At 63.3% G+C, this 20354-nt stretch carries 18 protein-coding genes; 9 read left to right on the top strand and 9 right to left on the bottom strand.

From position 1 onward, the window contains the following. Both FLM21_RS13465 and FLM21_RS13460 read right to left on the bottom strand, forming a co-directional pair. Entirely contained in the window at positions 1–498 is a 498-nt protein-coding gene (locus tag FLM21_RS13465; RefSeq protein WP_148716064.1) for a DUF3302 domain-containing protein, read from the bottom strand. Positions 499–705: 207 nt separating this feature from the next. Continuing rightward, positions 706–1440, bottom strand: a complete 735-nt coding sequence (locus FLM21_RS13460; RefSeq protein ID WP_148716063.1) for a beta-ketoacyl-ACP reductase — start codon at positions 1438–1440, stop codon at positions 706–708. A 405-nt stretch (positions 1441–1845) separates the two neighbouring features. On the opposite strand from FLM21_RS13460, the gene pyrG reads away from it, so the two are divergent. From pyrG to FLM21_RS13440, 4 genes are all read left to right on the top strand, one after another. Beyond that, on the top strand, positions 1846–3498 hold the full coding sequence (gene pyrG / locus FLM21_RS13455) for a CTP synthase (RefSeq protein WP_148716062.1): 1653 nt from the start codon (positions 1846–1848) through the stop codon (positions 3496–3498). Between the two features lie 184 nt (positions 3499–3682). After that, positions 3683–4978 carry a phosphopyruvate hydratase gene (gene eno / locus FLM21_RS13450; RefSeq protein WP_148716061.1) on the top strand — a complete coding sequence of 432 codons (1296 nt, stop codon included), beginning with the start codon at positions 3683–3685 and terminating at the stop codon, positions 4976–4978. Between the two features lie 97 nt (positions 4979–5075). Continuing rightward, positions 5076–5408: a cell division protein FtsB gene (gene ftsB / locus FLM21_RS13445; protein WP_148716060.1), complete on the top strand. Its 333-nt coding sequence runs from the start codon at positions 5076–5078 to the stop codon at positions 5406–5408. Positions 5409–5542: 134 nt separating this feature from the next. Beyond that, complete coding sequence (locus FLM21_RS13440; protein WP_148716059.1) at positions 5543–7015, top strand: aminotransferase-like domain-containing protein; 1473 nt, start codon at positions 5543–5545, stop codon at positions 7013–7015. Here FLM21_RS13440 and FLM21_RS13435 read toward each other — a convergent pair whose 3' ends face one another. The 5 genes from FLM21_RS13435 to FLM21_RS13415 all read right to left on the bottom strand — a co-directional run bounded on the left by FLM21_RS13435 (position 7016) and on the right by FLM21_RS13415 (position 11799). Then, positions 7016–7297 (bottom strand): hypothetical protein, encoded by a 282-nt coding sequence (locus FLM21_RS13435; RefSeq protein ID WP_148716058.1) that lies wholly within the window; start codon positions 7295–7297, stop codon positions 7016–7018. A gap of 118 nt (positions 7298–7415) precedes the next feature. After that, positions 7416–7736 (bottom strand): DUF2917 domain-containing protein, encoded by a 321-nt coding sequence (locus tag FLM21_RS13430; RefSeq protein ID WP_148716057.1) that lies wholly within the window; start codon positions 7734–7736, stop codon positions 7416–7418. A gap of 150 nt (positions 7737–7886) precedes the next feature. After that, complete coding sequence (locus FLM21_RS13425) at positions 7887–9599, bottom strand: potassium channel family protein (protein ID WP_148716056.1); 1713 nt, start codon at positions 9597–9599, stop codon at positions 7887–7889. Between the two features lie 17 nt (positions 9600–9616). Then, complete coding sequence (locus FLM21_RS13420; protein ID WP_148716055.1) at positions 9617–10000, bottom strand: DUF6394 family protein; 384 nt, start codon at positions 9998–10000, stop codon at positions 9617–9619. A gap of 23 nt (positions 10001–10023) precedes the next feature. Beyond that, positions 10024–11799: a monovalent cation:proton antiporter-2 (CPA2) family protein gene (locus tag FLM21_RS13415; protein ID WP_148716054.1), complete on the bottom strand. Its 1776-nt coding sequence runs from the start codon at positions 11797–11799 to the stop codon at positions 10024–10026. Positions 11800–12106: 307 nt separating this feature from the next. Between FLM21_RS13415 and FLM21_RS13410 the strand changes: the two genes are divergently transcribed. Further along, positions 12107–13885, top strand: coding sequence for a PAS domain S-box protein (locus FLM21_RS13410; protein ID WP_281284948.1), 1779 nt, complete (start codon positions 12107–12109; stop codon positions 13883–13885). Here FLM21_RS13410 and FLM21_RS13405 read toward each other — a convergent pair. Both FLM21_RS13405 and FLM21_RS13400 read right to left on the bottom strand, forming a co-directional pair. Further along, complete coding sequence (locus tag FLM21_RS13405) at positions 13882–15195, bottom strand: anaerobic C4-dicarboxylate transporter family protein (RefSeq protein ID WP_148716053.1); 1314 nt, start codon at positions 15193–15195, stop codon at positions 13882–13884. The genes FLM21_RS13410 and FLM21_RS13405 overlap by 4 nt on opposite strands. A gap of 19 nt (positions 15196–15214) precedes the next feature. Further along, positions 15215–15889: a glycerophosphodiester phosphodiesterase gene (locus FLM21_RS13400; RefSeq protein WP_187359900.1), complete on the bottom strand. Its 675-nt coding sequence runs from the start codon at positions 15887–15889 to the stop codon at positions 15215–15217. Positions 15890–16005: 116 nt separating this feature from the next. Between FLM21_RS13400 and FLM21_RS13395 the strand changes: the two genes are divergently transcribed. From FLM21_RS13395 to apbC, 4 genes are all read left to right on the top strand, one after another. After that, positions 16006–18237 carry a patatin-like phospholipase family protein gene (locus tag FLM21_RS13395; RefSeq protein WP_148716051.1) on the top strand — a complete coding sequence of 744 codons (2232 nt, stop codon included), beginning with the start codon at positions 16006–16008 and terminating at the stop codon, positions 18235–18237. A 208-nt stretch (positions 18238–18445) separates the two neighbouring features. Then, positions 18446–18715 (top strand): translation initiation factor IF-1, encoded by a 270-nt coding sequence (gene infA, locus FLM21_RS13390; protein ID WP_148716050.1) that lies wholly within the window; start codon positions 18446–18448, stop codon positions 18713–18715. Positions 18716–18816: 101 nt separating this feature from the next. After that, positions 18817–19104 carry a PsiF family protein gene (locus tag FLM21_RS13385; protein ID WP_148716049.1) on the top strand — a complete coding sequence of 96 codons (288 nt, stop codon included), beginning with the start codon at positions 18817–18819 and terminating at the stop codon, positions 19102–19104. Between the two features lie 157 nt (positions 19105–19261). After that, on the top strand, positions 19262–20350 hold the full coding sequence (gene apbC / locus FLM21_RS13380) for an iron-sulfur cluster carrier protein ApbC (RefSeq protein ID WP_148716048.1): 1089 nt from the start codon (positions 19262–19264) through the stop codon (positions 20348–20350). The last annotated feature ends 4 nt before the right edge of the window (positions 20351–20354 follow it).

Here is a 20354-nt window from a genome sequence, read left to right as displayed (position 1 = left end):
TCAGGCTTGATCCTTCTGATTGCGCACGGTATTGAGCTCCGCCTTCAATGCCTCGATTTCGGCGCGCATGGTGTGCAGCAGGGCCTCGTCGTGGCTCACCTGTTGGTCGAGCTGGGCCAGGTGCGCTTCGTCCTGGCCGATCTTCTTGTCGTGCTCCTCGATCACCTTGTCGATGCCGTAGGCCATCTTGTAGAGCACCGGCTTGGTGTAGGCCCACAGCCAGGCCAGCGGCCACAGCAGGCCGCCGAAGAACAGCGACAGCATGCATAGCGTCTGGATCGCGTCCTTCTGCGGGTGATGGCGCTTGTGCGCGATCTTCTCCGGCAGGATGTGCAGCATCCAGAAGATCGCGATCCCGGCGATGGGCAGCACGACCAGCACGATCCACGACAGCACGTTGGCTGCAGTATCGAGTGCTTCGCCCTTGAACAGCGATGCATGCGCTGCGACGGACAAGGTCAGCGGTACGAAACCGCCAGCCAACCTCAAACGTGCCATTCGGACTACCTCCCGGATCGATGCTACCGAAACCTCAAACCTGTTCATTGGCTGCAATTTCTGGCTACGAAAGCAGTTAAAAAACGTCGCTTCTGATGATAATTGAGCCGGTTGAAATCCTATATGACAAACAGATCGGCACAAACAAAAAGCGGCATGCTTTTGCATGCCGCTTTGATTTTCCTCGCGAAATAAATCAGCGCAAGCTCAGCACATATGCTGACCGCCGTTGATCGCGAGGTTGGCACCGGTGAGGAAGCCCGCCAGATCCGAGGCAAGATAGCTGACGAGGCCGGCAATTTCCTCGGGCTTGCCGAGTCGACCGACCGGGATGCCCGATACGATCTTGGCGCGCACGTCTTCCGGCACTGCCATCACCATCTCGGTGGCGATGTAGCCCGGGCTGATGGTGTTCACCGTAACGCCCTTCTTGGCCACTTCCTGCGCCAGCGCCATGGTGAAGCCGTGCATGCCGGCCTTGGCTGCGGAATAGTTGGTCTGGCCAAACTGGCCTTTCTGGCCGTTGATCGACGAGATATTGATCACCCGGCCCCAGCCGCGCTCGGCCATGCCATCGACGAACTGCTTGCTGATGTTGAACAGTGAATCGAGATTGGTGCTGATCACTGCATCCCAGTTGGTCTTGTCGAGCTTCTTGAAGGTGGCATCGCGGGTAATGCCGGCGTTGTTCACCAGCACGTCGACCGGCCCCAGCTCGGCTTCGAGTTTTTGCTTGAGCGCAACGCATGCCTCGAAATCGGTGACGTCGCATTCATAGGCGTGGAAGGCATAGCCGGCTTCCTTGGCATCAGCCAGCCACTGCGTTTCCTTGCCCGGTCGCGAGTAGGTGGTTGCAACCTTGTAGCCCGCATCGGCCAATTGCTTGCAGATCGCGGTGCCAATGCCACCCATGCCGCCAGTGACCAGTGCAATCTTGGACATGTTTGCTTTCCTCTCCGTAGTGGGGCGCTGAAATAGGCGCTGTATTAGTCGGCGCGAATCTTACATGGGTGTGTTCGTGTAGGTAAATACGCAATGCTGCGCCGCAACAAAAATGTCACACCTAAAATCAATCGGGGTTTTCACCTACTCACTGTGTAGCCGCTGGCGGTTTGTCGCAAAAGTGAAAACTGCTTTGCCGGGTGAAATGCGGCGACGGAATGGCACAGAAGCACTGGAATGGGGCATCCCACCGTCCGGCAGGATGATGGGCACGGTGCATGGCGGCTGACTAACCTTGCGAGCAGGTCACTCGCGCCCCGGACGCAGATTCTGCCGGGCTTGTCCAGAATTGAGAGGGAAGGGGGCATCGGGTAAAATGCGCAATTCACACTCCCCTACGCAGTCATGACCAAGTTCATCTTCGTTACCGGTGGTGTGGTGTCTTCGCTTGGCAAAGGCATCGCTGCCGCGTCTCTCGCCGCAATTCTGGAATCCCGCGGCCTCAAAGTCACCATGATGAAACTGGACCCGTACATCAACGTGGATCCGGGCACCATGAGTCCCATGCAGCATGGTGAGGTGTTCGTCACCGAGGATGGTGCCGAAACCGATCTGGATCTGGGTCACTACGAGCGCTTCATCCATTCGAAGATGAAGAAAGCCAACAACTTCACCACTGGCCAGATCTACGAATCGGTGATCAAGAAAGAGCGCCGTGGTGATTACCTCGGCAAGACCGTGCAGGTGATCCCGCACATCACCGACGAGATCCGGCATTTCATCGGCCTGGGTTCCAGTGATGCAGACCTCGCAGTGATCGAAGTGGGTGGCACCGTCGGCGACATCGAATCGCTGCCGTTCCTTGAGGCCATTCGCCAGATGGGCGTGACGCTCGGTCGCGACAATACCTGTTTCGTCCATCTCTCCTACGTTCCCTATATCGCGGCCGCTGGCGAGATCAAGACCAAGCCGACCCAGCATAGCGTGAAGGAGCTGCGCGAGATCGGTATCCAGCCCGACGTGCTGATCTGCCGCGCTGACCGCATGGTGCCGGACGACGAACGCAAGAAGATCGCGCTGTTCACCAATGTCTCGGAAAAGGCGGTGATCTCCTGCCCGGATATGGACAGCATCTACAAGATTCCGCGCGTGCTCTCCGAGCAGGGCATCGACCAGATCATCGCCAAGCAGCTGCAGCTCGATCTGCCGCCGGCCAATCTGGCGATGTGGGACAAGATCGTCGATGCGATCGAGAACCCGACCCAGACCGTGAACATCGCCATGGTCGGCAAGTATGTCGACCTGACCGAGTCGTACAAGTCGTTGATCGAGGCGCTCAAGCATGCCGGCATCCATACCGGCAGCGAAGTGAAGATCCATTACATCGATTCCGAGGCACTGGAAACCGAAGGTACGGCCAGCATCGAGGGCATGGATGCGATCCTGGTGCCGGGCGGTTTTGGCAAGCGTGGCGTGGAAGGCAAGATCCGCGCGGTGAAATTCGCCCGCGAGAACAATATTCCTTACCTCGGCATTTGCCTCGGCATGCAGATCGCGCTGATCGAATATGCGCGTGATGTGGCGGGCCTGAAGGGCGCCAATTCGACCGAGTTCGACCTCGAAACCGATTATCCGGTGGTGGCGCTGATCGACGAGTGGGTGAATCATGACGGCAAGATCGAGAAGCGCGACGAGAACTCCAACCTTGGCGGCACCATGCGCCTGGGTGCCCAGCAGTGCAATCTGGAGGTGGGCAGTCTTGCGGCGAAGATCTATGGCAACCAATCGATCACCGAGCGCCATCGTCATCGCTACGAAGTGAACAACCACTACCTGCCGCGCTTGGTCGAGGCAGGGCTCACCATCAGCGGCAAGTCCGCCGGTACCGAGCAGTTGGTCGAGACCATCGAGCTGCCGCAGCATCGCTGGTTCTTCGCCTGCCAGTTCCATCCTGAGTTCACTTCGACGCCGCGCGATGGCCACCCGCTGTTCAAGTCGTACATCGAAGCGGCCATCACCTACGCCCGGGAACACGGCCGCGAAGGGCTGAGCTGCTGAGTTTGCGACGGCGCAAGGCGGGCTCGCCCTGCGCCGTTTAGACTGTTTCACTACCGCTGTAATGTTCGGCCGCTAGGCTGAAGGCCGCCGCCCCGTCGGCGCGCGATCCGGGTGAGCCCGGCGCGGATGTTCTCGCCAAGGTCTGGTGGTTTGCCGTTCGATAATCAACCATAGAGGTAAGGCAATGAGCGCAATCGTTGATGTAGTCGCCCGCGAAATCCTGGATTCGCGCGGCAACCCGACCGTCGAAGCCGACGTGCTGCTGGAATCCGGCGTGATGGGCCGTGCGGCCGTGCCGTCCGGCGCATCCACCGGCGAGCGCGAAGCGCTGGAACTGCGTGACGGCGACAAGAGCCGTTACCTCGGTAAGGGTGTGCTGAAAGCGGTCGAGAACATCAATACCGAGATCGTCGAAGCCATCATCGGCCTCGATGCGGCCGAGCAAGCCTTCATCGACAAGACCATGCTCGACCTCGACGGTACCGACGACAAGAGTAAGCTCGGCGCCAACGCCATCCTCGCCGTCTCGATGGCCGTGGCCAAGGCCGCTGCCGAGGAGGCCGGCCTGCCGCTGTATCGCTATATCGGTGGTTCGGGCCCGATGAGCTTGCCGGTGCCGATGATGAACGTGATCAACGGCGGCGAGCATGCATCCAACAGCCTGGATTTCCAGGAAATCATGATCGTGCCGGCTGGCGCGCCGACCTTCCGTGAAGCACTGCGCTACGGCGCCGAAGTGTTCCACAACCTGAAGAAGATCCTGCACGACAAGCACCTGCCGACCCAGGTGGGTGACGAAGGCGGTTTCGCGCCCGATGTGGCCGGTCCGGAAGAAGCCATCGAGCTGATCCTGGCCGCGATCGAGAAGGCTGGCTACAAGGCCGGTTCCGATTTCTTCATCGCCCTCGACTGCGCTGCGTCCGAGTACTTCAACAAGGACAACGGCACCTACACCTTCAAGAAGGGTGGCGGTCGCAACTTCACGTCGAGCGAAATGGTCGACTACTTGGAAGGCCTGGTGAACAAGTACCCGATCATCTCGATCGAGGACGGCATGGGCGAGCGCGACTGGGCCGGCTGGAAGGTGCTGACCGATCGCATCGGCGGCCGCGTGCAGCTGGTGGGTGATGATCTGTTCGTGACCAACGCCAAGATCCTGGCCGAAGGCATCGACAAGGGCATCTGCAACTCGATCCTGATCAAGGTCAACCAGATCGGTTCGCTGACCGAAACCCTGGCTGCCGTCGATCTGGCCAAGCGCAATCGCTACACCTCGGTGATGTCGCATCGTTCGGGCGAAACCGAAGATGCCACCATTGCCGATCTGGCCGTTGCCACCAACTGCATGCAGATCAAGACCGGCTCGCTGTCGCGTTCGGACCGTATCGCCAAGTACAACCAGATCCTGCGGATCGAGGAAGAACTGGGCGATGCCGCTGTCTACCCGGGCATCAACGCCTTCTACCAGATCAAGAAGTAATCTGGCTTGCCTTGCCAGCCGCCTAGGTGGATCGGCAAGGCTGTAGTAACATCGGCAACCGGGGCTGCTGCCCCGGTTTCTGTTTTTCCGGCTTCCCATGCGCCTACTTGCCATCACCCTCGCGCTACTGATCGCCCTGCTGCAATGGCCGCTCTGGATCGGCAAGGGCAGCTGGCTGCGTGTCTGGCAGCTCGACCAGCAATTGGCCGAGCGCCACGCCGAGAACGACAAGCTACGCGAGCGCAATGCCGCGCTGGCTGCCGAAGTGCAGGATCTGAAGACCGGCACTGATGCGATCGAGGAGAGGGCACGCAACGAGCTCGGCATGATCCGCAAGGACGAAGTGTTCTTCCAGATTCTCGATCGGGCCAAGCCGGTAGCCACCAAGCCCGCGCCGGTGCCCGCCGCTACCGCAGCATCCTCCCGCTAGCAATCCAAATGCGCCGCTCATCGGCGCGAACTGTACTGCAAACGTACGCCGTTTTTCCTTGCTTGCTGTAACTGTTGTGTTGTCGTGACGATGCGATATAGTGGTGCGGACCTGCACCACGACGAGGCCTCGCCATGAATGATGTGAGTTTGCCCCTGCAGCGCAAGAGCGAAACGCTGTATGCCCAGCTTGCCGATGAACTCGCTCAGGCGATTGCCAGCGGCGTGCTCAAGCCCGGCGAGAAGCTGCCGTCGATTCGCAAGCTCTCTGCCCAGCGTCACGTCAGCCTGTCGACGGTGATGGAGGCCTATCGCTCGCTCGAAGATCGCGGCCTGATCGAGGCCCGTCCGCAAAGTGGCTTCTACGTGGCGCGTCTGCCGGTGTTGCGCATGCCGGGCCTGACCCAGCCGCCGCAGCATCCGCTGGAAGTGGTCACGCCGCCGGTGCTGTGGCCATACCAGGCGAGCGAACTCAAGCCCATCCGGGTCGATTTCGGCCTCGCCATCCTTAGCCCCGAGTTCTATCCCAACCAGCAGCTGCAGCGCTTGTTGTCGCAGGTGACGCGGCATAGCCCACGCATGCTGTCCGACTATGGCAAGCCAGTGGGCGACCCCGAGTTGCGCCGCCATATCGCGCGCCGTGCGCTGGCTTGGGGCGGGCAGTTCGAATCGGATGAGGTGCTGATCACCCATGGGTGTCTCGAGGCAATCAATCTGTGTTTGCGCGCGGTGACCAAGCCCGGCGACGTGGTGGCCATCGAATCGCCGGCTTATTTCGGCCTGCTGCAGATGCTGGAGAGCTTCCAGCTCAAGGCGCTGGAGATTCCTACCCATCCACAGACCGGCATCTCGATCGAGGCGCTGGAGCTCGCCACGCGCGATGGCCAGGTGCAGGCCTGCCTGCTGCTGCCCAACTTCTCCAACCCGCTCGGTTGCCTGATGCCGGATGAGAACAAGCAGCGCATGGTCGAGCTCTTGGCCGAGCGCAACATCCCGCTGATCGAGGACGATCTCTACGGCGAATTCTTCCATCGCGGCGAGCGCCCACGTCCGGCCAAGGCGTTCGATCCGCCGGTGGAGCAGGGCGGCGGCAACGTGATGCTGTGCTCGTCGTTCACCAAGGCGCTGGCGCCAGGCATGCGTATCGGCTGGATCGTGGCGGGGCGCTGGCAGCGCGAGATAGAGCGGCTGAAATTCATCAATACCTATTCGACGCCGCTGGCATTGCAGCAGACCATCGCCCGTTTCCTCGACAACGGTGGCTACGATCATCACTTGCGTCGCTTGCGCCGCATCGTCGCTGAACAGGTGACGGCCGCGGTCGAGGCGATCCAGCGTTATTTTCCGGCCGATACCCGCCTTAACGTGCCGCAGGGCGGCTATGTGCTGTGGGTGGAGCTGCCGCCGGAGATCGATACTCGCGAGTTGCTACGCGATTCGATGGCCGAGGGGATCAATTTCACGCCGGGCGAGCTGTTCAGCCCCAGCCGCAGTTATCGCAACTGCATGCGCATCTGCTGCGTGGAAACCTGGACCACCCGGCACGAAGCGGCGATCCGCCGGCTCGGCGAGCTGGCGCAGCAACGGCTGGTGCGGCCAGAAGCCTGATCAGCGCGCGACCGCCGAGGTCTGAACCGGATCGGGCTCGGGAGGACGGGCCAGCGGGCAACTCGCTTCGCCGCTGGCCTGGATTTCCTCGCAACCGAACGAATAGCTGAGCATGCACGGCGGTATCGCGCCGCTGTCGTCGACCCAGACGACCATGAAGCGCGGCCCGCAGCGCCCTTCGATCAGGCCCTGCAGGTCGACGAGGTCATTGATCAGATCGGCATGCAGCTGCATCGGCCAGATGAGGGCCAGCAGGGCGATCGAACTCAGGGAGCGGCGCATGGCAGCCCTCCGTGCGGCCGGCAGGTACGCGCGCCGGACCGTACAGGCTCAGCCCCGACCGCGTACCGTTGTCCGTGCTGCAACGGGGCTCCTGCCGGGTGGGACTAGGCTAGCTCGATCAAGTTTGCTGGCCAGTCAGCCGTACATCATATTTCCGGCCGCCGACGCGCCGCAGCCGACGATACAGTGCTTGCAGCACGGTGATCGTGGCGGCCAACCAGGCGCTGGCTGGCGAGGTCAGGCGGAACCGGCTCGGTTGCAGTGCCTGGATCACCACGCGCTGCGCCCCAGTGAGGCGGAGGCGCTCACCGCTGCGCAGTAGCAGGTCACCACCACCTTCGGTCACCCACAGCAGGCCGTGCTGGCAGGAGAGCTCGGTGCCGGCACGGCATTCGAAGGCGGCAACCAGTCCGGCGCATTGCATGCTGATGTGTTTCATGGCCCACCTCCGCTGTGATGATGACAGCAGCTTACCGGCGTTGCGCTGTGGTCCGGCAGGGGCAGAACAGCATAACAGTTGGCTCGACAGCCCGTGCTGCAGGGTAACTGTATTGGCAGTGCGGGCAGGCCACTGTCATGGTCGCCCGGCTTATTGCTGCAGCCGGGCTGCGCGCCAGGCCGCAAGACGGCGGAAGAGCCAGCTCTGCGGCTGGTCGAGGCCGGTGCGCACGTAGTCGATCACCGGATATTGGTCGAGGATGACGTCCTGCGCGCTGCGTGCCCCAGTGGTGCCGGCAAACAGGATGGCATCACCGAAGGCGAGCGGTGTTTCCGGCGGCGGCAGCAGGATATCGCGGCCGGCCCGGGTCAGCATCAAGGGCAGGGCGCGCAACCGGCGGGTATATTCCTGCGGGTTGGCCATCAGGTGGCGCAGTTCCAGCGCCGGCTGTGGCTGGGCGAGCAGTGCGTAGATCGCGCCAGCGTTCTCGGCGGTGAGGTGGACCACCCAGGTGGCGGGCACGTAGAGCTCGCACAGGCCCTCGATCTCGCGCATCAGTGCCTGCGACCAGCTCTCGCTGCGCGTCTGGATCTGGCCTAAGAAGCGCGCCAGCGTCGGTGTGGTCAATGCCCTCAGGCACTCGTGCGACATCACCTCGCTCCGCACCACGGTCACATCCGGTTTGAAAGCCTCGAACAGCATGCCGTTGTTGGCCAGGTTCTGCCGCGCGATCACGAAGAGGCCCGGATGGATGGCGCGGGCGGTGGCGATGGCGGAAAGGTTGTGGCTGTCGTGATCGTGACAGGCGACGATGCCGACCGCGCGTTCGATGCCAGCCGCCTTCAGCGAGGCGGCGTCCACGCCCAGCGCTTGCACGTATTGCTCGGGTGGTAGTTCGGTCTGGTCTTCCAGATCGATCACCGTCACCGTCGCGCCCTCGCAATCGAGCGCCTCCTTCACTGCGTGGCCGAAACGGCCAAAGCCGACGATCACCCAATGGCCGCGCGGCGGTTTCACCAACGGTGGCAGCGGCTCGCCGGGAAAGTCGGACAGCGTGTCCCACAGCCGGCTGGTATGCGGTGCATGCAGCGAACGGCGGAACTGCGCGCCGACCGCATCGAACATGTTGATCACGCGATTGGTGCCGAACGAGGCCATGTTCTCCGCCACCGCGCGGGTCTTGGAGCGGCCGACCGACAGCAGCGCCGGGCGCAGCACGTGGGCGGCGATGGTCACCGACAGATTGGCTTCCTCGTTGCCGGTGATGGCGAGCACGCCGCGGCAGAGCGAGTGAGTGATGCCGGCGAGCTCCAGCAGCTTGGGATTGGACGCATCGCCGGCGTAGGCGGGCACGTCGAAGCGGTAGTCGGCGAAGGTGACGTCGTGCACCCGTTCCTCGCGCAATTCCAGCACCACGAAGCGGATCTGCTGGTCGTCCAGTACGCGGCACAACAGCCTTGCGGTCTGGCCGTAGCCGCAGATCAGGAAGAACGGCTCGCTGATGCGTCGTACCCGGTTGGCGAAGCGCGCGAGTTGCACGGCCTGCTGGAAGCTCTTGTCCTGCAGGATGGAAAACGTGGTCCCGATGGCGTAGGCCCAGCCGATCACCGACAGATAGATGCACACCACCACCCACATGCGCTGGGTATAGGTAAACGCATACGGCACCTCGCCGAAGCCGATGGTGGTCGCGGTGTAGCTGACGAAGTAAAAGGCATGGAAGAAATCCATGCGGTACGGCTGGCCGTGGTTGTCCACGCCGGGAATCACGACGAGGCCGAACACCGAGATTGCGTAGATCAGGATCAGCGTGATCAGCGGCGCACGCATGCGCCGCAGCACCAGGAAGATGACGTTAGGCATCGCAGCCGTTCCGGCGATCAACGGCGCAACGACAGCGTTTCGCCGATCAGCAGCACCACGGAAACCAGGTTGGCCGCCAGCGCGCCGCCGGACAGCGAGACCACGCTCGACATCACGCCCGGCGTGGTGCCGATGCCGGCGACGTAGACGCTATAGCCCCAGACGAAGGCTGCGGCGATCAGCTGCAGGTCGGCGACGAGGCTGGTCGCCAGGTGCACGGCGCCCACCTGAGTGCGATCGCCGAATTTGAGCACGGTGGCGATCAGGTTCACCACGATGGCGGCGAACAGTTCGAACACGTCATGCTGGTGCGGCACGTCGATCTCGCCGATGAAGAAGCCGAAGTTCAGCGTGAACGCCAGCACGATGAAGAAGCCGAAGATCACTTTTTCCAGATTCATGGCAGGTTACCTTGTGGTTGCGGCTAGGCCGATTCGCGCTCGACTTCGCGGGTATCGGCTTCGAACAGGTTTTCCAGTTCCACCATGGCCTCACGCGTGGTCTGGATCAGCTGGGATTCGTCGTGGTACGCGGCATGCTGGCGCAGCACCAGCTTCTCGTCGTAGTCGCGGAAGGTGTCGACCGCCTTGTCGGCACGCTCGGCCGGGATGCCGAGCGCTACCAGTGCGCGGCGGGCCAACGCCAGGCTGGAATGGAAGGTCTCGCGCTCGATCACCGTCACCCCCAGGTCCATCAGCCGGTAGGCGTGGGCACGGTTGCGGGCGCGGGCGAACACCGACAGCTTGGGATAGTGATGGCGTACCGTCTCGGCGGTGCGCACCGAGGCCTCGATATCGTCGATCGCCAGGATGAAGAGCTCTGCTTCGTCGGCCCGAGCCGCACGCAGCAGATCGATGCGCGAGGCATCGCCGTAGTACACCTGGTTGCCGAAGCGCCGCACGAAGTCCACCTGGTCGGGGCTCGCTTCCAGCGCGGTGAAGGGGATCTTCTTCACCCGCAACAGACGCGCCACGATCTGGCCGAAGCGACCGAAGCCGGCAATGATCACCCGGCTGGGCTGCTCGGGGGCGATGGTGTCGAACTCGCGCTTGGGGGCACGGGCCAGCCACGGTGAAATCCAGCGCTCGTGCACGCTGGCGAGCAACGGTGTGGCGGCCATCGATAGTGTCACCACCAGCACCAGGGTATCGGCGAGGCCACGCGCCATCGCACCGCTGGCGGTGGCGAGGCCGAACAGCACGAAGGCGAATTCGCCGCCCTGGGCCAGCGCCACGCCAAGGTGGCGCGCCGTGTAGTCGCCGGCCTGGGTTACCCGGCCGAGGCCATACAGCACCAGGAACTTGATCGCCATCAGGCCGACCACGCCGGCCACCAGCAGCTGAGGGATCTCGCGGAACAGTCCGAGGTTGGCGGACATGCCCACGGCAATGAAAAAGAGACCGAGCAGCAAGCCCTTGAATGGCTCCAGCGTGGCTTCAAGCTCGTGGCGGTATTCGGAATCGGCCAGCAGCACGCCGGCGAGAAAGGCGCCCAGCGACATCGACAGGCCCACGTGCTCCATCAGCAACGCGGTGCCCAGCACGATCAGCAGCGCAGCGGCGGCAAATACCTCCTGGCTGCCGGCCTTGGCGATCAGGCGCAGCGCGGGGCGCAGCAGCCAGTGGCCGCCGATCACCACCAGCGCCACCGCACCGAGCGCCAGCCCGAGGTCGTGCCAACCCGGCAGCTCGCCGTTGGAGAGCAGCGGCAGCAGTACCAGCAGCGGGATCACCGCCAGATCCTGGAACAGCAGGATGGCAAAGGCATCGCGGCCGTGGCGGGCGGTCAACTGTTTCTTCTCCGCCAGCATCTGCAGCACGAAGGCGGTGGACGACAGCGCCAGTCCCAGGCCGGCGATGATGGCCGCCACCCACGAGATGCCGACGAGCCGTAGCGCCAGGGCGATGGCGGCGCCCGTCAGCAGCATCTGTGCGCCGCCAAGGCCGAACACCGCGCGCCGTAGCACCCACAGCCGCGACGGCTGCAGCTCCAAACCGATCACGAACAGCAGCAGCACCACGCCGAGCTCGGCGAAATGCAGGATGCTGTCGACCTGGGTGACGAGCCCCAGCCCCCATGGGCCGATCAGCACGCCGGCGGCGAGATAGCCGAGGATGGCGCCAAGCCCGGCGCGGCGGAACAGCGGCACCATCACGACGGTGGCGCAAAGGAAGACGGCAATCTGGCTGGTCAGGGTCATGGGTCGATGGGCATGAAGAGGACAACGCGGTCGCGGCCGCTGTGTTTGGCTTGTAAAGGGCCTGGTCGGCCTCGGGCAGCAGTGTATCGAGCGGCTGGCCTAATGTGCTATTCCGTACCACGCCCTCCCTGGCGGCAGTATAGCCGCGACCTCCTGTTGCTTCGAGGTGCGGGACGCGCGCACTCCGTCAGCGCAATCCACGAAATCCAGCATACAAGTACGCATGTCCATGCTATGGACATGGAAGGCTGGTGAAAGCAAATGCGCCGGCCGGTGACTGGATCAACAGGGGGATGCGATGACGGGCATGCGCAAGATGCTGGGGAAGCTGCACCTGGGTGGACACGACGCGCTGCGGCAAGCGCTGGAGCAGGCCATCGACGCAGTGGTGACGATCGACGAGAACAACAACGTTACCTTCTTCAACGCTGCCGCCGAGCGACTATGGGGTTACCGCCGCGACGAGGTGTTGGGGCGCAATGTGAAGATGCTGGTGCCGCAGGCCATCCAGTCCAACCACGATGGCTATGTGAACGCCAATCGCGAAACCGGTGTCGACAAGATCGTCGGCACCAGTCGCGACGTGCTGATCGAGCGCAAGGACGGTGGCAAGGTATGGGCCAATCTGTCGCTGTCCAGGGTGAAGCTGGGCAACAAGATCAGCTACACCGCGTTTGTGAAGGACATCACCCGCGAGCGCAATGCCCGCGAGACCATCAACCAGACTCTGGAGCAGGCGCTGGACGCGGTAGTGATGATCGACGAGAACAACCTCGTCACCTTCTTCAACCGCGCGGCCGAACAGCTGTGGGGCTACGAGCGCAAAGAGGTGATTGGCCAGAACGTGAAGATGCTGGTGCCGCACGCGATCCAGCCCAATCACGACGAATACGTGAACGCCAATCGCCGCACCGGCCAGGACAAGATCGTCGGCACCACGCGCGAGGTGCCGATCGAGCGCAAGGACGGCGGGCGGCGTTGGGGGAGCCTTGCGCTCTCCAAGGTCGAGCTCGAGGGCAAGATCCTCTACACCGCCTTCGTCAAGGATGTGACCGAGGAATTCGCCCGGCGCGAGCAGTTCCGCCTGCTGTCGCTGGTGGCCAACGAGACCGACAACGCGGTGATCATCACCGATCCGGATGGCCGCATCCAGTTCGTCAACCCCGGCTTCACCCGCATGACCGGCTACAACCAGGACGAGGTACTCGGCCGCAAGCCGGGCAGCTTCCTGCAGGGCGAGCATACCGAGCAGGGCACGGTGGCACAGATCCGCGACAACATCCGCTCGCGCCAGCCGTTCTTCGGCGAAATCCTCAACTACCACAAGAGCGGCAAGCCCTACTGGATCTCGCTGGCGATCAATCCGGTGTTCGATCCCACCGGCAAGCTGATCCACTTCATTTCCATCCAGGCCAACGTCACCGACACCAAGGTCAAGGCGCTGGAGTTCACCACCCGCTTCGAGGCCATTGGCCAGACCAATGCGGTGGGCGAGTGGGAGATCGATGGCCGGCTCAAGCACGCCAATGCCTACATGGTGCAGCACCTGGGCGATGCCAGCGAAGCGGCGCTGGTCTCCCGCTCCCGCTCCTTGCCGGAGATCATTGGCCGCCCGGCTTTCGACGCCTTGCTGCGAGGCGAACAGTTCCGTGGCGAGGTGTCGATCCGTGATTCGCAGGGTAAGGACATCTGGTTCGATGCCACGGCCTGTCCGATCCACGACTTCGAGGGCAATCTGCGCACCATCGTCAGTTATGGCAACGACATCACCTCGAAGATGCGCGCCGTGGTCGAAACCGATACCGCGATGAAGCAGGTGCTCGCGTCCAGTGACAAGATCAGCAATATCGTCTCGGTGATCGACAGCATCGCCGCGCAGACCAACCTGCTGTCGCTCAATGCCGCCATCGAGGCGGCGCGTGCCGGCGAGGCCGGCTGGGGATTTGCGGTAGTGGCAGACGAGGTGCGCAAGCTGGCCACCCGCTCGGCGCAATCTGCTGGCGAGATCAACCAGCTGGTCGAGGAAACGCGGCGCCGCGTTGCGGAGCTGGCCGAATCGCTGCGCCGCCTGGGCAGCGGAGACTAGGCCAGCAGGTGGGCGAGGGCGAAGCCCGAGCCCACCGCGACGACGCTGCAGGCGAGCCCCGGCAGCATGAAGCTGTGATTGAGCAGCCAGCGGCCGATGCGGGTGGTGCCGGTGGCATCGAAGTTGATCGCGGCGATCACGGTCGGGTAGTTCGGAATGAAAAAGTAGCCATTCACTGCCGGGAACATCGCGATCAGCGCCGGCGTCGGCAGGCCCAGCGCGATGCCGAGCGGCATCAGCGCGCGGATGGTGGCGGCCTGCGAGTAGAGCAGAATGGACATCGCGAACAGCGCCACCGCGAATAGCCAGGGCGCGGCCGCCACGGTGGCGCGGATCTCGCCGGAGAAGAACGCCATATTGGCCTGGATGAAGGTGTCGCCCATCCAGGCCACGCCGAAGATGCCGATCACCGCAGCAGCCCCGGCGCGGAACACGCTACCCTTGACCACCTGTTCAGCGGGTACGCGTGCCGTCAGCAGGATCAGCGCCGCCGCCGACAGCATCACGATCTCGATCACGCTGGCCATGTTCAGTGTCTGCAATTGCCCATCCACCTGCCAGGCGGGTCGCAGCGCCGGAAGCGAACCCAGCAATACCACCGTGATGGCGGCCAGCAGGAAGATCGCGACCGCATGCCTGGCGCGTGCCGGCAGTGGCTGCAATTCGCCACGATGCGGTGGAGCCACTTGGCCGGCAGCGAGTCGCGCCTGATAGACCGGATCGTGTTCCAGCTCCGGCCCCAGGCGGCTGGCCACCAGGGCACCCGCCGCCACGCCGCACAGGGTGGCCGGGATGGCGATCATCAGAATGTGCGCAAGCTCGACGCCCCGCCCGGCGAGCAGCGACAGCAGCGCTACGGTGGCCGCCGAGATGGGGCTGGCGGTGATGGCCACCTGCGAGGCGATCACTGCGATCGAGAGCGGCCGTTCCGGCCGTACGCCAGCCTCACGCGCAACCTCGGCGATCACCGGCAACACGGCATAGGCGACATGGCCGGTGCCGGCGCACAGCGTGAAACCGTAGGTGACCAGCGGTGCATACCAAGTGATCTGGCGTGGATTGCGCCGCAGCAGACGCTCCGCCTGCCGCACCAGCCAATCCATGCCGCCCGCCACCTGCAGGCAGGCCGCTGCGGTAATGACGGCGACGATCATCAGCATCACGTCGATGGGGGCATTGGTCGGCCGCAGGCCAAAGCCGAAGGTAAGCACGGCAAGGCCCAGTCCGCCCATCACGCCGAGCCCGATACCGCCAATGCGGGCGCCGATCAGGATGGCGGCGAGGACGACCAGGAACTCCAGTGCGATCATGTCGGGCAGCCGCTCAGGTTCATTGCAGCGGCGGTGTGACGGTCAGGCCGACGAACTCCGGATGGTCGGTGATCAGCCCGTGCAGCGCGAATTCCTCGCACAGTCGATGCTCGTGATCGGTCTGCGCGCCGAACACGTAGTTGCGAAAGCCCAGTGCGTTGGCTTGTTGCAACAGCGTGAGATCGATCGATTCGTAGTACCACACCAGCGTGCGCAAGTGAGCGTGCGGCATTGCGGCGTAGAGCAGGCTGTTCAGGGCAGCGGGCCGGTGCCAGACGATGAAGCCGGTGTCGGCTTCCAGCGCCTCGGCCATGGACAGCATGATGTCGTGGCGCAAGGAAGTGAGCAGCAGTCGCTGCCGCTCGATCCGTGGCTTCAATTCGGTCTGCACTGCAGCCACCGCGGCCGGTGCCTTGACCTCGATGTTCCAGAAGGCTTCGGGAAAGGCGTCCAGTGCTTCGGCCAGCGTTGGCACGATATAGCCGGCCAGGTGCGAGAGCTCGGCCCGCGTCACTGCCGCAACCGGTACCCCCGTGGCGACGGTTCGATCATGGAACAGTACGGCCTCGCCGTCGGCGCTGAGCCGCACGTCGGTCTCCAGACCGTGAAAGCCGCAGGAGAGGGCATCGGCAAAAGCCGCGAGCGTGTTCTCGGGGGCGCTGCGGACCAGGCCGCGATGAGCGATCAGCTGCATGGAATCGGCTACACTCCATCCTGATTGATGAACGGTTGCTGACGGCCAACTGAAGCGATACAGCCACAGCCGACCATTCCATTCTAGACGCACCGAATGCGCACAGGGAGAGGGCATTGAAACAACGCGTGATCTTGCTGGCCGGTCTGCTGGCCTGCGCCATGGCCGCGCAGGCGGCAGACGCGCCACGGCCGCGGATCGGGCTGGTCCTGGGCGGGGGCGGCGCACGCGGCCTTGCGCACGTGGGCGTGCTGCGGGTGCTGGAAGAGGCAAAGATACCGGTCGACTGCATTGTCGGCACCAGCATGGGCGCGCTGGTGGCCGGCAGCTATGCCTCAGGCCGCAGTGCCGAGGAGCTGGCCGAGAAGGTGCAGAAGGCCAACTGGGATGACCTGCTGAGTTCGCGCCTGCCGCGCCAGCTCAACACCTTCCGGCAAAAACAGGTAGACCAGCTGGCGCTGCTGCCACTCGACATCGGCGTGTCGGACGACGGCAAGATATCCTTCCCCAAATCGGCGATTGCCACGCAGAAGGTCGAGCTGTTCCTGCGTGACATGACCTATGGCGGCACGGTGCCGGATTTCGATGCCATGCCGATCCCATACCGTGCCATTGCCACCGATCTCGAGGCCGGCGAGATGGTGGTGATGAAGGATGGCGATATCGTCTCGGCCATGTTGGCGAGCATGGCGGTGCCCGGCGTGTTTCCCCCAGTGACGCGCGACGGCAAGCTGCTGGCCGATGGCGGGCTGTCGCGCAATCTTGGCATCGATGTGGCGCGTGAGCTGTGCGCCGACGTGGTGATCGCGGTCGATGTGGCTTCGCCACCGCTCAAGCGCGACGCGCTGGGCAATATCTTCGGTGTGGCCGACCAGTACACCCGATTGATGATCCTGCAGAACCAGCGCCCGCAGATCGGCAGCCTGACACCGCTGGATGTGCTGATCACGCCGGACCTGGGCGACTTGTCGAGCTCGTCGTTCGACAAGAACCAGGATTTCATCGCCATGGGCGAGAAGGCCGCACGCAAAACGCTGAACCAGTTGCAGCGCTATGCGCTGCCTGCCGACCGCTACGCCAGCTGGCGTGAGGCGAGGGTGGAAAAACGGCTGAAGGCCAAACCCATCCTCGACATACAGGTGGCCGAGCTCAAGCACGTGAATCCGGAGGTGATGCGCGGCGCGCTGGCGGTGCAGACCGGTGAGCCGCTCGATCAGGAAGACTTCAACCGCCGCTTGCAGGAGGTGTACGCGCGCGGTGATTTCACTCAGCTCGATTACGAGCTGCGTGATCACGGTTCCGGCCAACGCATGACCATCTCGCCGGTGGAAAAGGACTGGGGGCCGAACTACCTGAACTTCGGCCTAGCGCTGGGTACCGACTTCGATCGTTCCAATCCCTACAGCCTGACCGCGCGCTATCGCCGCACCTGGATGAACAGCCTGGGCGGTGAATTCGATGGCCTGATCAGCATCGGTGATCGCTCGGTGATCGCAGCGGAGTTCTATCAGCCGCTGCAGATCGACGGCTATGCCTTCGTCGCCCCTTATGCTTCCGCCGAGACCGGGCCGCTCAAGCTGTGGAACGACGGTCACCAACTGGCCGAGTACAAGCTGGAAAAGCAGCGGCTGGGCATCGACCTTGGCTCGGCGTGGGCACGCTACGGCGAAATCCGTATCGGCGCTTCGATCAATCATTACCGCGGCTCGCTGGAAGTGGGCACCGGTGTGGCGGACAACGAAGGCGATTCCGTGCCCTTGCCACGCGGTATCAACCAATGGGACTGGGGCCCGCGCTTCAACCTTTACTACGACCAGCTCGACAACCTCAATTTCCCCAGCTCCGGCACGATGGTGCATCTATCGGCCTACGAGGCCGTTGATGGCCGGGTCGATGGCGACACCTTCGGCGACGAGTTCGAGCCCTACGGCCGCTATGGCGCAGACCTGACCCACGGCTTCAAGCTGGGGTCCAATAGCGGCCATGTCACGTTGCGAGGGCAGGGCTCGCGCGGTGGCGATCCGCCGCTGTCCGACATCCGCTGGATGGGCGGCTTCCTGAATCTATCGAGCTACGGCTATCAGGAGCTGCAGGGCGACCGGTTGCTGTACGGCCGGGTAGCGTTGTACCGGCCAGTGCCGCTGTTTTCCGAATCGGGCAAGGGCACCTATCTAGGCGCAGCATTGGAAAGCGGCCGAGTGTTCGATGAATTGCTCGACGATGGCTGGCACTACTCGCTGGTGGGTTACCTCGGCGTCGAGACGTATCTGGGCCCGCTCTATCTTGCCGCCGCCTATGGCGACAATGACAAGGCGCGGTACTACGTCACGCTCGGTAACCCGTTCTAAACTAAGAAAGGTGCATATTTCGCTGTGAAATCGGATGGGGACCTGTATAGTGCGTCCCTTCCCCTACCAGCAGTCCCCCTGGCCGACGCCTCGATGGCGCCGGCGCATGCCGAGGTGGCGTGGCCACCGTTTCTCTCCCGAGTCGACCTGTCACAGGCCTCTCAGGCCGTGGCATTGCAGCCGGACTGCGCAATACCGGAGATGTGTCATGGCAAAAGAAGACGTGGTCGAGATGGAAGGCGTGGTGCTGGAACTGCTGCCTGATTCGCGGTTTCGCGTGGTACTGAACAACGGTGTCGAGATCAATGCCTATGCCTCGGGCAAGATGCGCAAGCATCGTATCCGCGTGCTGGCTGGCGATCGCGTCACCGTCGAGATGTCGCCGTATGATCTGACCAAGGGTCGGGTCAGCTTCCGTCACAAGGATGAGCGGCCGTCCACGCCGCCGAGCGGCACGCCGGGCTATCACCGTCGCTAAGGCGCGTGGCCTTTGCCACAGCGCCACAGGGTGTCCATCGCGCACAGTGATGGCTGCCGCTATGATGTGAGTCACCCCCACCATAGATCGGAGAGCCGTCGATGAAGCTGATGTCTGCATTGTTGCTAGCCACTGGCCTGCTGTTGTCCCAGACCGGCCATGCTGCCACCGCGCAGCAGGACAAAATGGCGACCTGCAACAAGGAAGCCAGCGCCAAGAGCCTGAAGGGCGACGAGCGCAAGACCTTCATGAGCACCTGCCTGAAAAAGGATGCAAAGCCCACCAGCCAGCAAGACAAGATGGGCTACTGCAACAAGGAAGCCGGTGCCAAGAACCTGAAGGGCGACGAACGCAAGGCGTTCATGAGCGACTGCCTGAAGAAGAAGTAAGCCAGGTCATCGCTCCGACAAGCGCGGCAATGCCGCGCTTTTCTTTTGCCCCGGCTTGTTTTGCCGCGCGATGCCCCCATGTTGCCAGCGCCGCTGTATGTGTAAACACGGAGTGCCCATGGCGCGGCGGCTTGGCACTTCTTTCCTGGAAATTCCGATGTCCGATCTCTCCCCCCTGCAATCCGCGCTGTCCAGCCTGATCGATCCGTTGACCGGTCGCGACTACGTATCGAGCCGCTGCGTGCGCCAGCTCGCGCTGGAAAACGGCGTGGCGCGCGCCGAGATCGTGCTCGGCTACCCAGCGGCGAGCCGGCATGCGGCCATCGCTGCCGAGGTGGAAGCAGTGCTCAAGGCGGTGCCGGGCGTGACTGCCGTGGACGTGCGCGTCGGTAGCCAGGTGGTGGCGCATGCCGCACAGCGTGGCCTGCCGTTGCTGGCCGGGGTGAAGAACATCATTGCCGTGGCGTCGGGCAAGGGCGGTGTGGGCAAATCGACCACTGCGGCCAACCTTGCACTGGCGCTGGCGGCGGAAGGCGCCAGCGTCGGCCTGCTGGATGCCGATATCTACGGCCCGTCGCAGCCGACCATGCTGGGCGTGGAAGGGCGTCAGCCGGTTTCGCCCGACAACAAGCATATCGAGCCGATCGAGAACCACGGCATCAAGACCATGTCGATCGGCTTTCTGATCGACCCCGAGCAGCCCATGGTGTGGCGTGGCCCCATGGTGACCCAGGCGCTGATGCAACTCCTGAACGACACGATCTGGGGTGAGCTCGACTATCTGCTGATCGACCTGCCGCCAGGCACCGGTGACATCCAGCTCACCTTGAGCCAGAAGGTGCCGGTGACCGGCGCGGTCATCGTGACCACCCCGCAGGATATTGCGCTGCTGGATGCGCGCAAGGGCCTCAAGATGTTCGAGAAGGTGGGCGTGCCGATTCTCGGCATCGTCGAGAACATGAGCGTGCACATCTGCAGCAACTGTGGTCATGCCGAGCCCATCTTTGGCGAGGGCGGCGCGGCGCGCATGTGCGCCGACTACAACACCGAGCTTCTGGGCCAATTGCCACTCGATCTGTCGATCCGCCTGAATGCCGACGCCGGCCACCCTTCGGTGGTCGCCGATCCGCAAGGCGCGGTGGCGCAGTTGTATCGCGGCATCGCGCAGAAGGTGGGCGCACGCATCGCCGCCAAGGCAAACGACTATTCGAGCAAGTTTCCCAAGATTGTCATCAGCAATACCTGAGCTG

Origin of the sequence: Chitinolyticbacter meiyuanensis, from assembly GCF_008033135.1 — a bacterium.
In the GTDB taxonomy this organism is placed as follows: Bacteria; Pseudomonadota; Gammaproteobacteria; order Burkholderiales; family Chitinibacteraceae; genus Chitinolyticbacter; species Chitinolyticbacter meiyuanensis.
This window is presented reverse-complemented; position numbering and strand designations above follow the sequence as displayed.

Bases quoted from the DNA above. Each gene is read 5' to 3' on its own strand.
- FLM21_RS13465 (WP_148716064.1), bottom strand. From the start codon at position 498: ATGGCACGTTTGAGGTTGGCTGGCGGTTTCGTACCGCTGACCTTGTCC.
- FLM21_RS13460 (WP_148716063.1), bottom strand. From the start codon at position 1,440: ATGTCCAAGATTGCACTGGTCACTGGCGGCATGGGTGGCATTGGCACC.
- pyrG (WP_148716062.1), top strand. From the start codon at position 1,846: ATGACCAAGTTCATCTTCGTTACCGGTGGTGTGGTGTCTTCGCTTGGC.
- eno (WP_148716061.1), top strand. From the start codon at position 3,683: ATGAGCGCAATCGTTGATGTAGTCGCCCGCGAAATCCTGGATTCGCGC.
- ftsB (WP_148716060.1), top strand. From the start codon at position 5,076: ATGCGCCTACTTGCCATCACCCTCGCGCTACTGATCGCCCTGCTGCAA.
- FLM21_RS13440 (WP_148716059.1), top strand. From the start codon at position 5,543: ATGAATGATGTGAGTTTGCCCCTGCAGCGCAAGAGCGAAACGCTGTAT.
- FLM21_RS13435 (WP_148716058.1), bottom strand. From the start codon at position 7,297: ATGCGCCGCTCCCTGAGTTCGATCGCCCTGCTGGCCCTCATCTGGCCG.
- FLM21_RS13430 (WP_148716057.1), bottom strand. From the start codon at position 7,736: ATGAAACACATCAGCATGCAATGCGCCGGACTGGTTGCCGCCTTCGAA.
- FLM21_RS13425 (WP_148716056.1), bottom strand. From the start codon at position 9,599: ATGCCTAACGTCATCTTCCTGGTGCTGCGGCGCATGCGTGCGCCGCTG.
- FLM21_RS13420 (WP_148716055.1), bottom strand. From the start codon at position 10,000: ATGAATCTGGAAAAAGTGATCTTCGGCTTCTTCATCGTGCTGGCGTTC.
- FLM21_RS13415 (WP_148716054.1), bottom strand. From the start codon at position 11,799: ATGACCCTGACCAGCCAGATTGCCGTCTTCCTTTGCGCCACCGTCGTG.
- FLM21_RS13410 (WP_281284948.1), top strand. From the start codon at position 12,107: ATGCGCAAGATGCTGGGGAAGCTGCACCTGGGTGGACACGACGCGCTG.
- FLM21_RS13405 (WP_148716053.1), bottom strand. From the start codon at position 15,195: ATGATCGCACTGGAGTTCCTGGTCGTCCTCGCCGCCATCCTGATCGGC.
- FLM21_RS13400 (WP_187359900.1), bottom strand. From the start codon at position 15,889: ATGCAGCTGATCGCTCATCGCGGCCTGGTCCGCAGCGCCCCCGAGAAC.
- infA (WP_148716050.1), top strand. From the start codon at position 18,446: ATGGCAAAAGAAGACGTGGTCGAGATGGAAGGCGTGGTGCTGGAACTG.
- FLM21_RS13385 (WP_148716049.1), top strand. From the start codon at position 18,817: ATGAAGCTGATGTCTGCATTGTTGCTAGCCACTGGCCTGCTGTTGTCC.
- apbC (WP_148716048.1), top strand. From the start codon at position 19,262: ATGTCCGATCTCTCCCCCCTGCAATCCGCGCTGTCCAGCCTGATCGAT.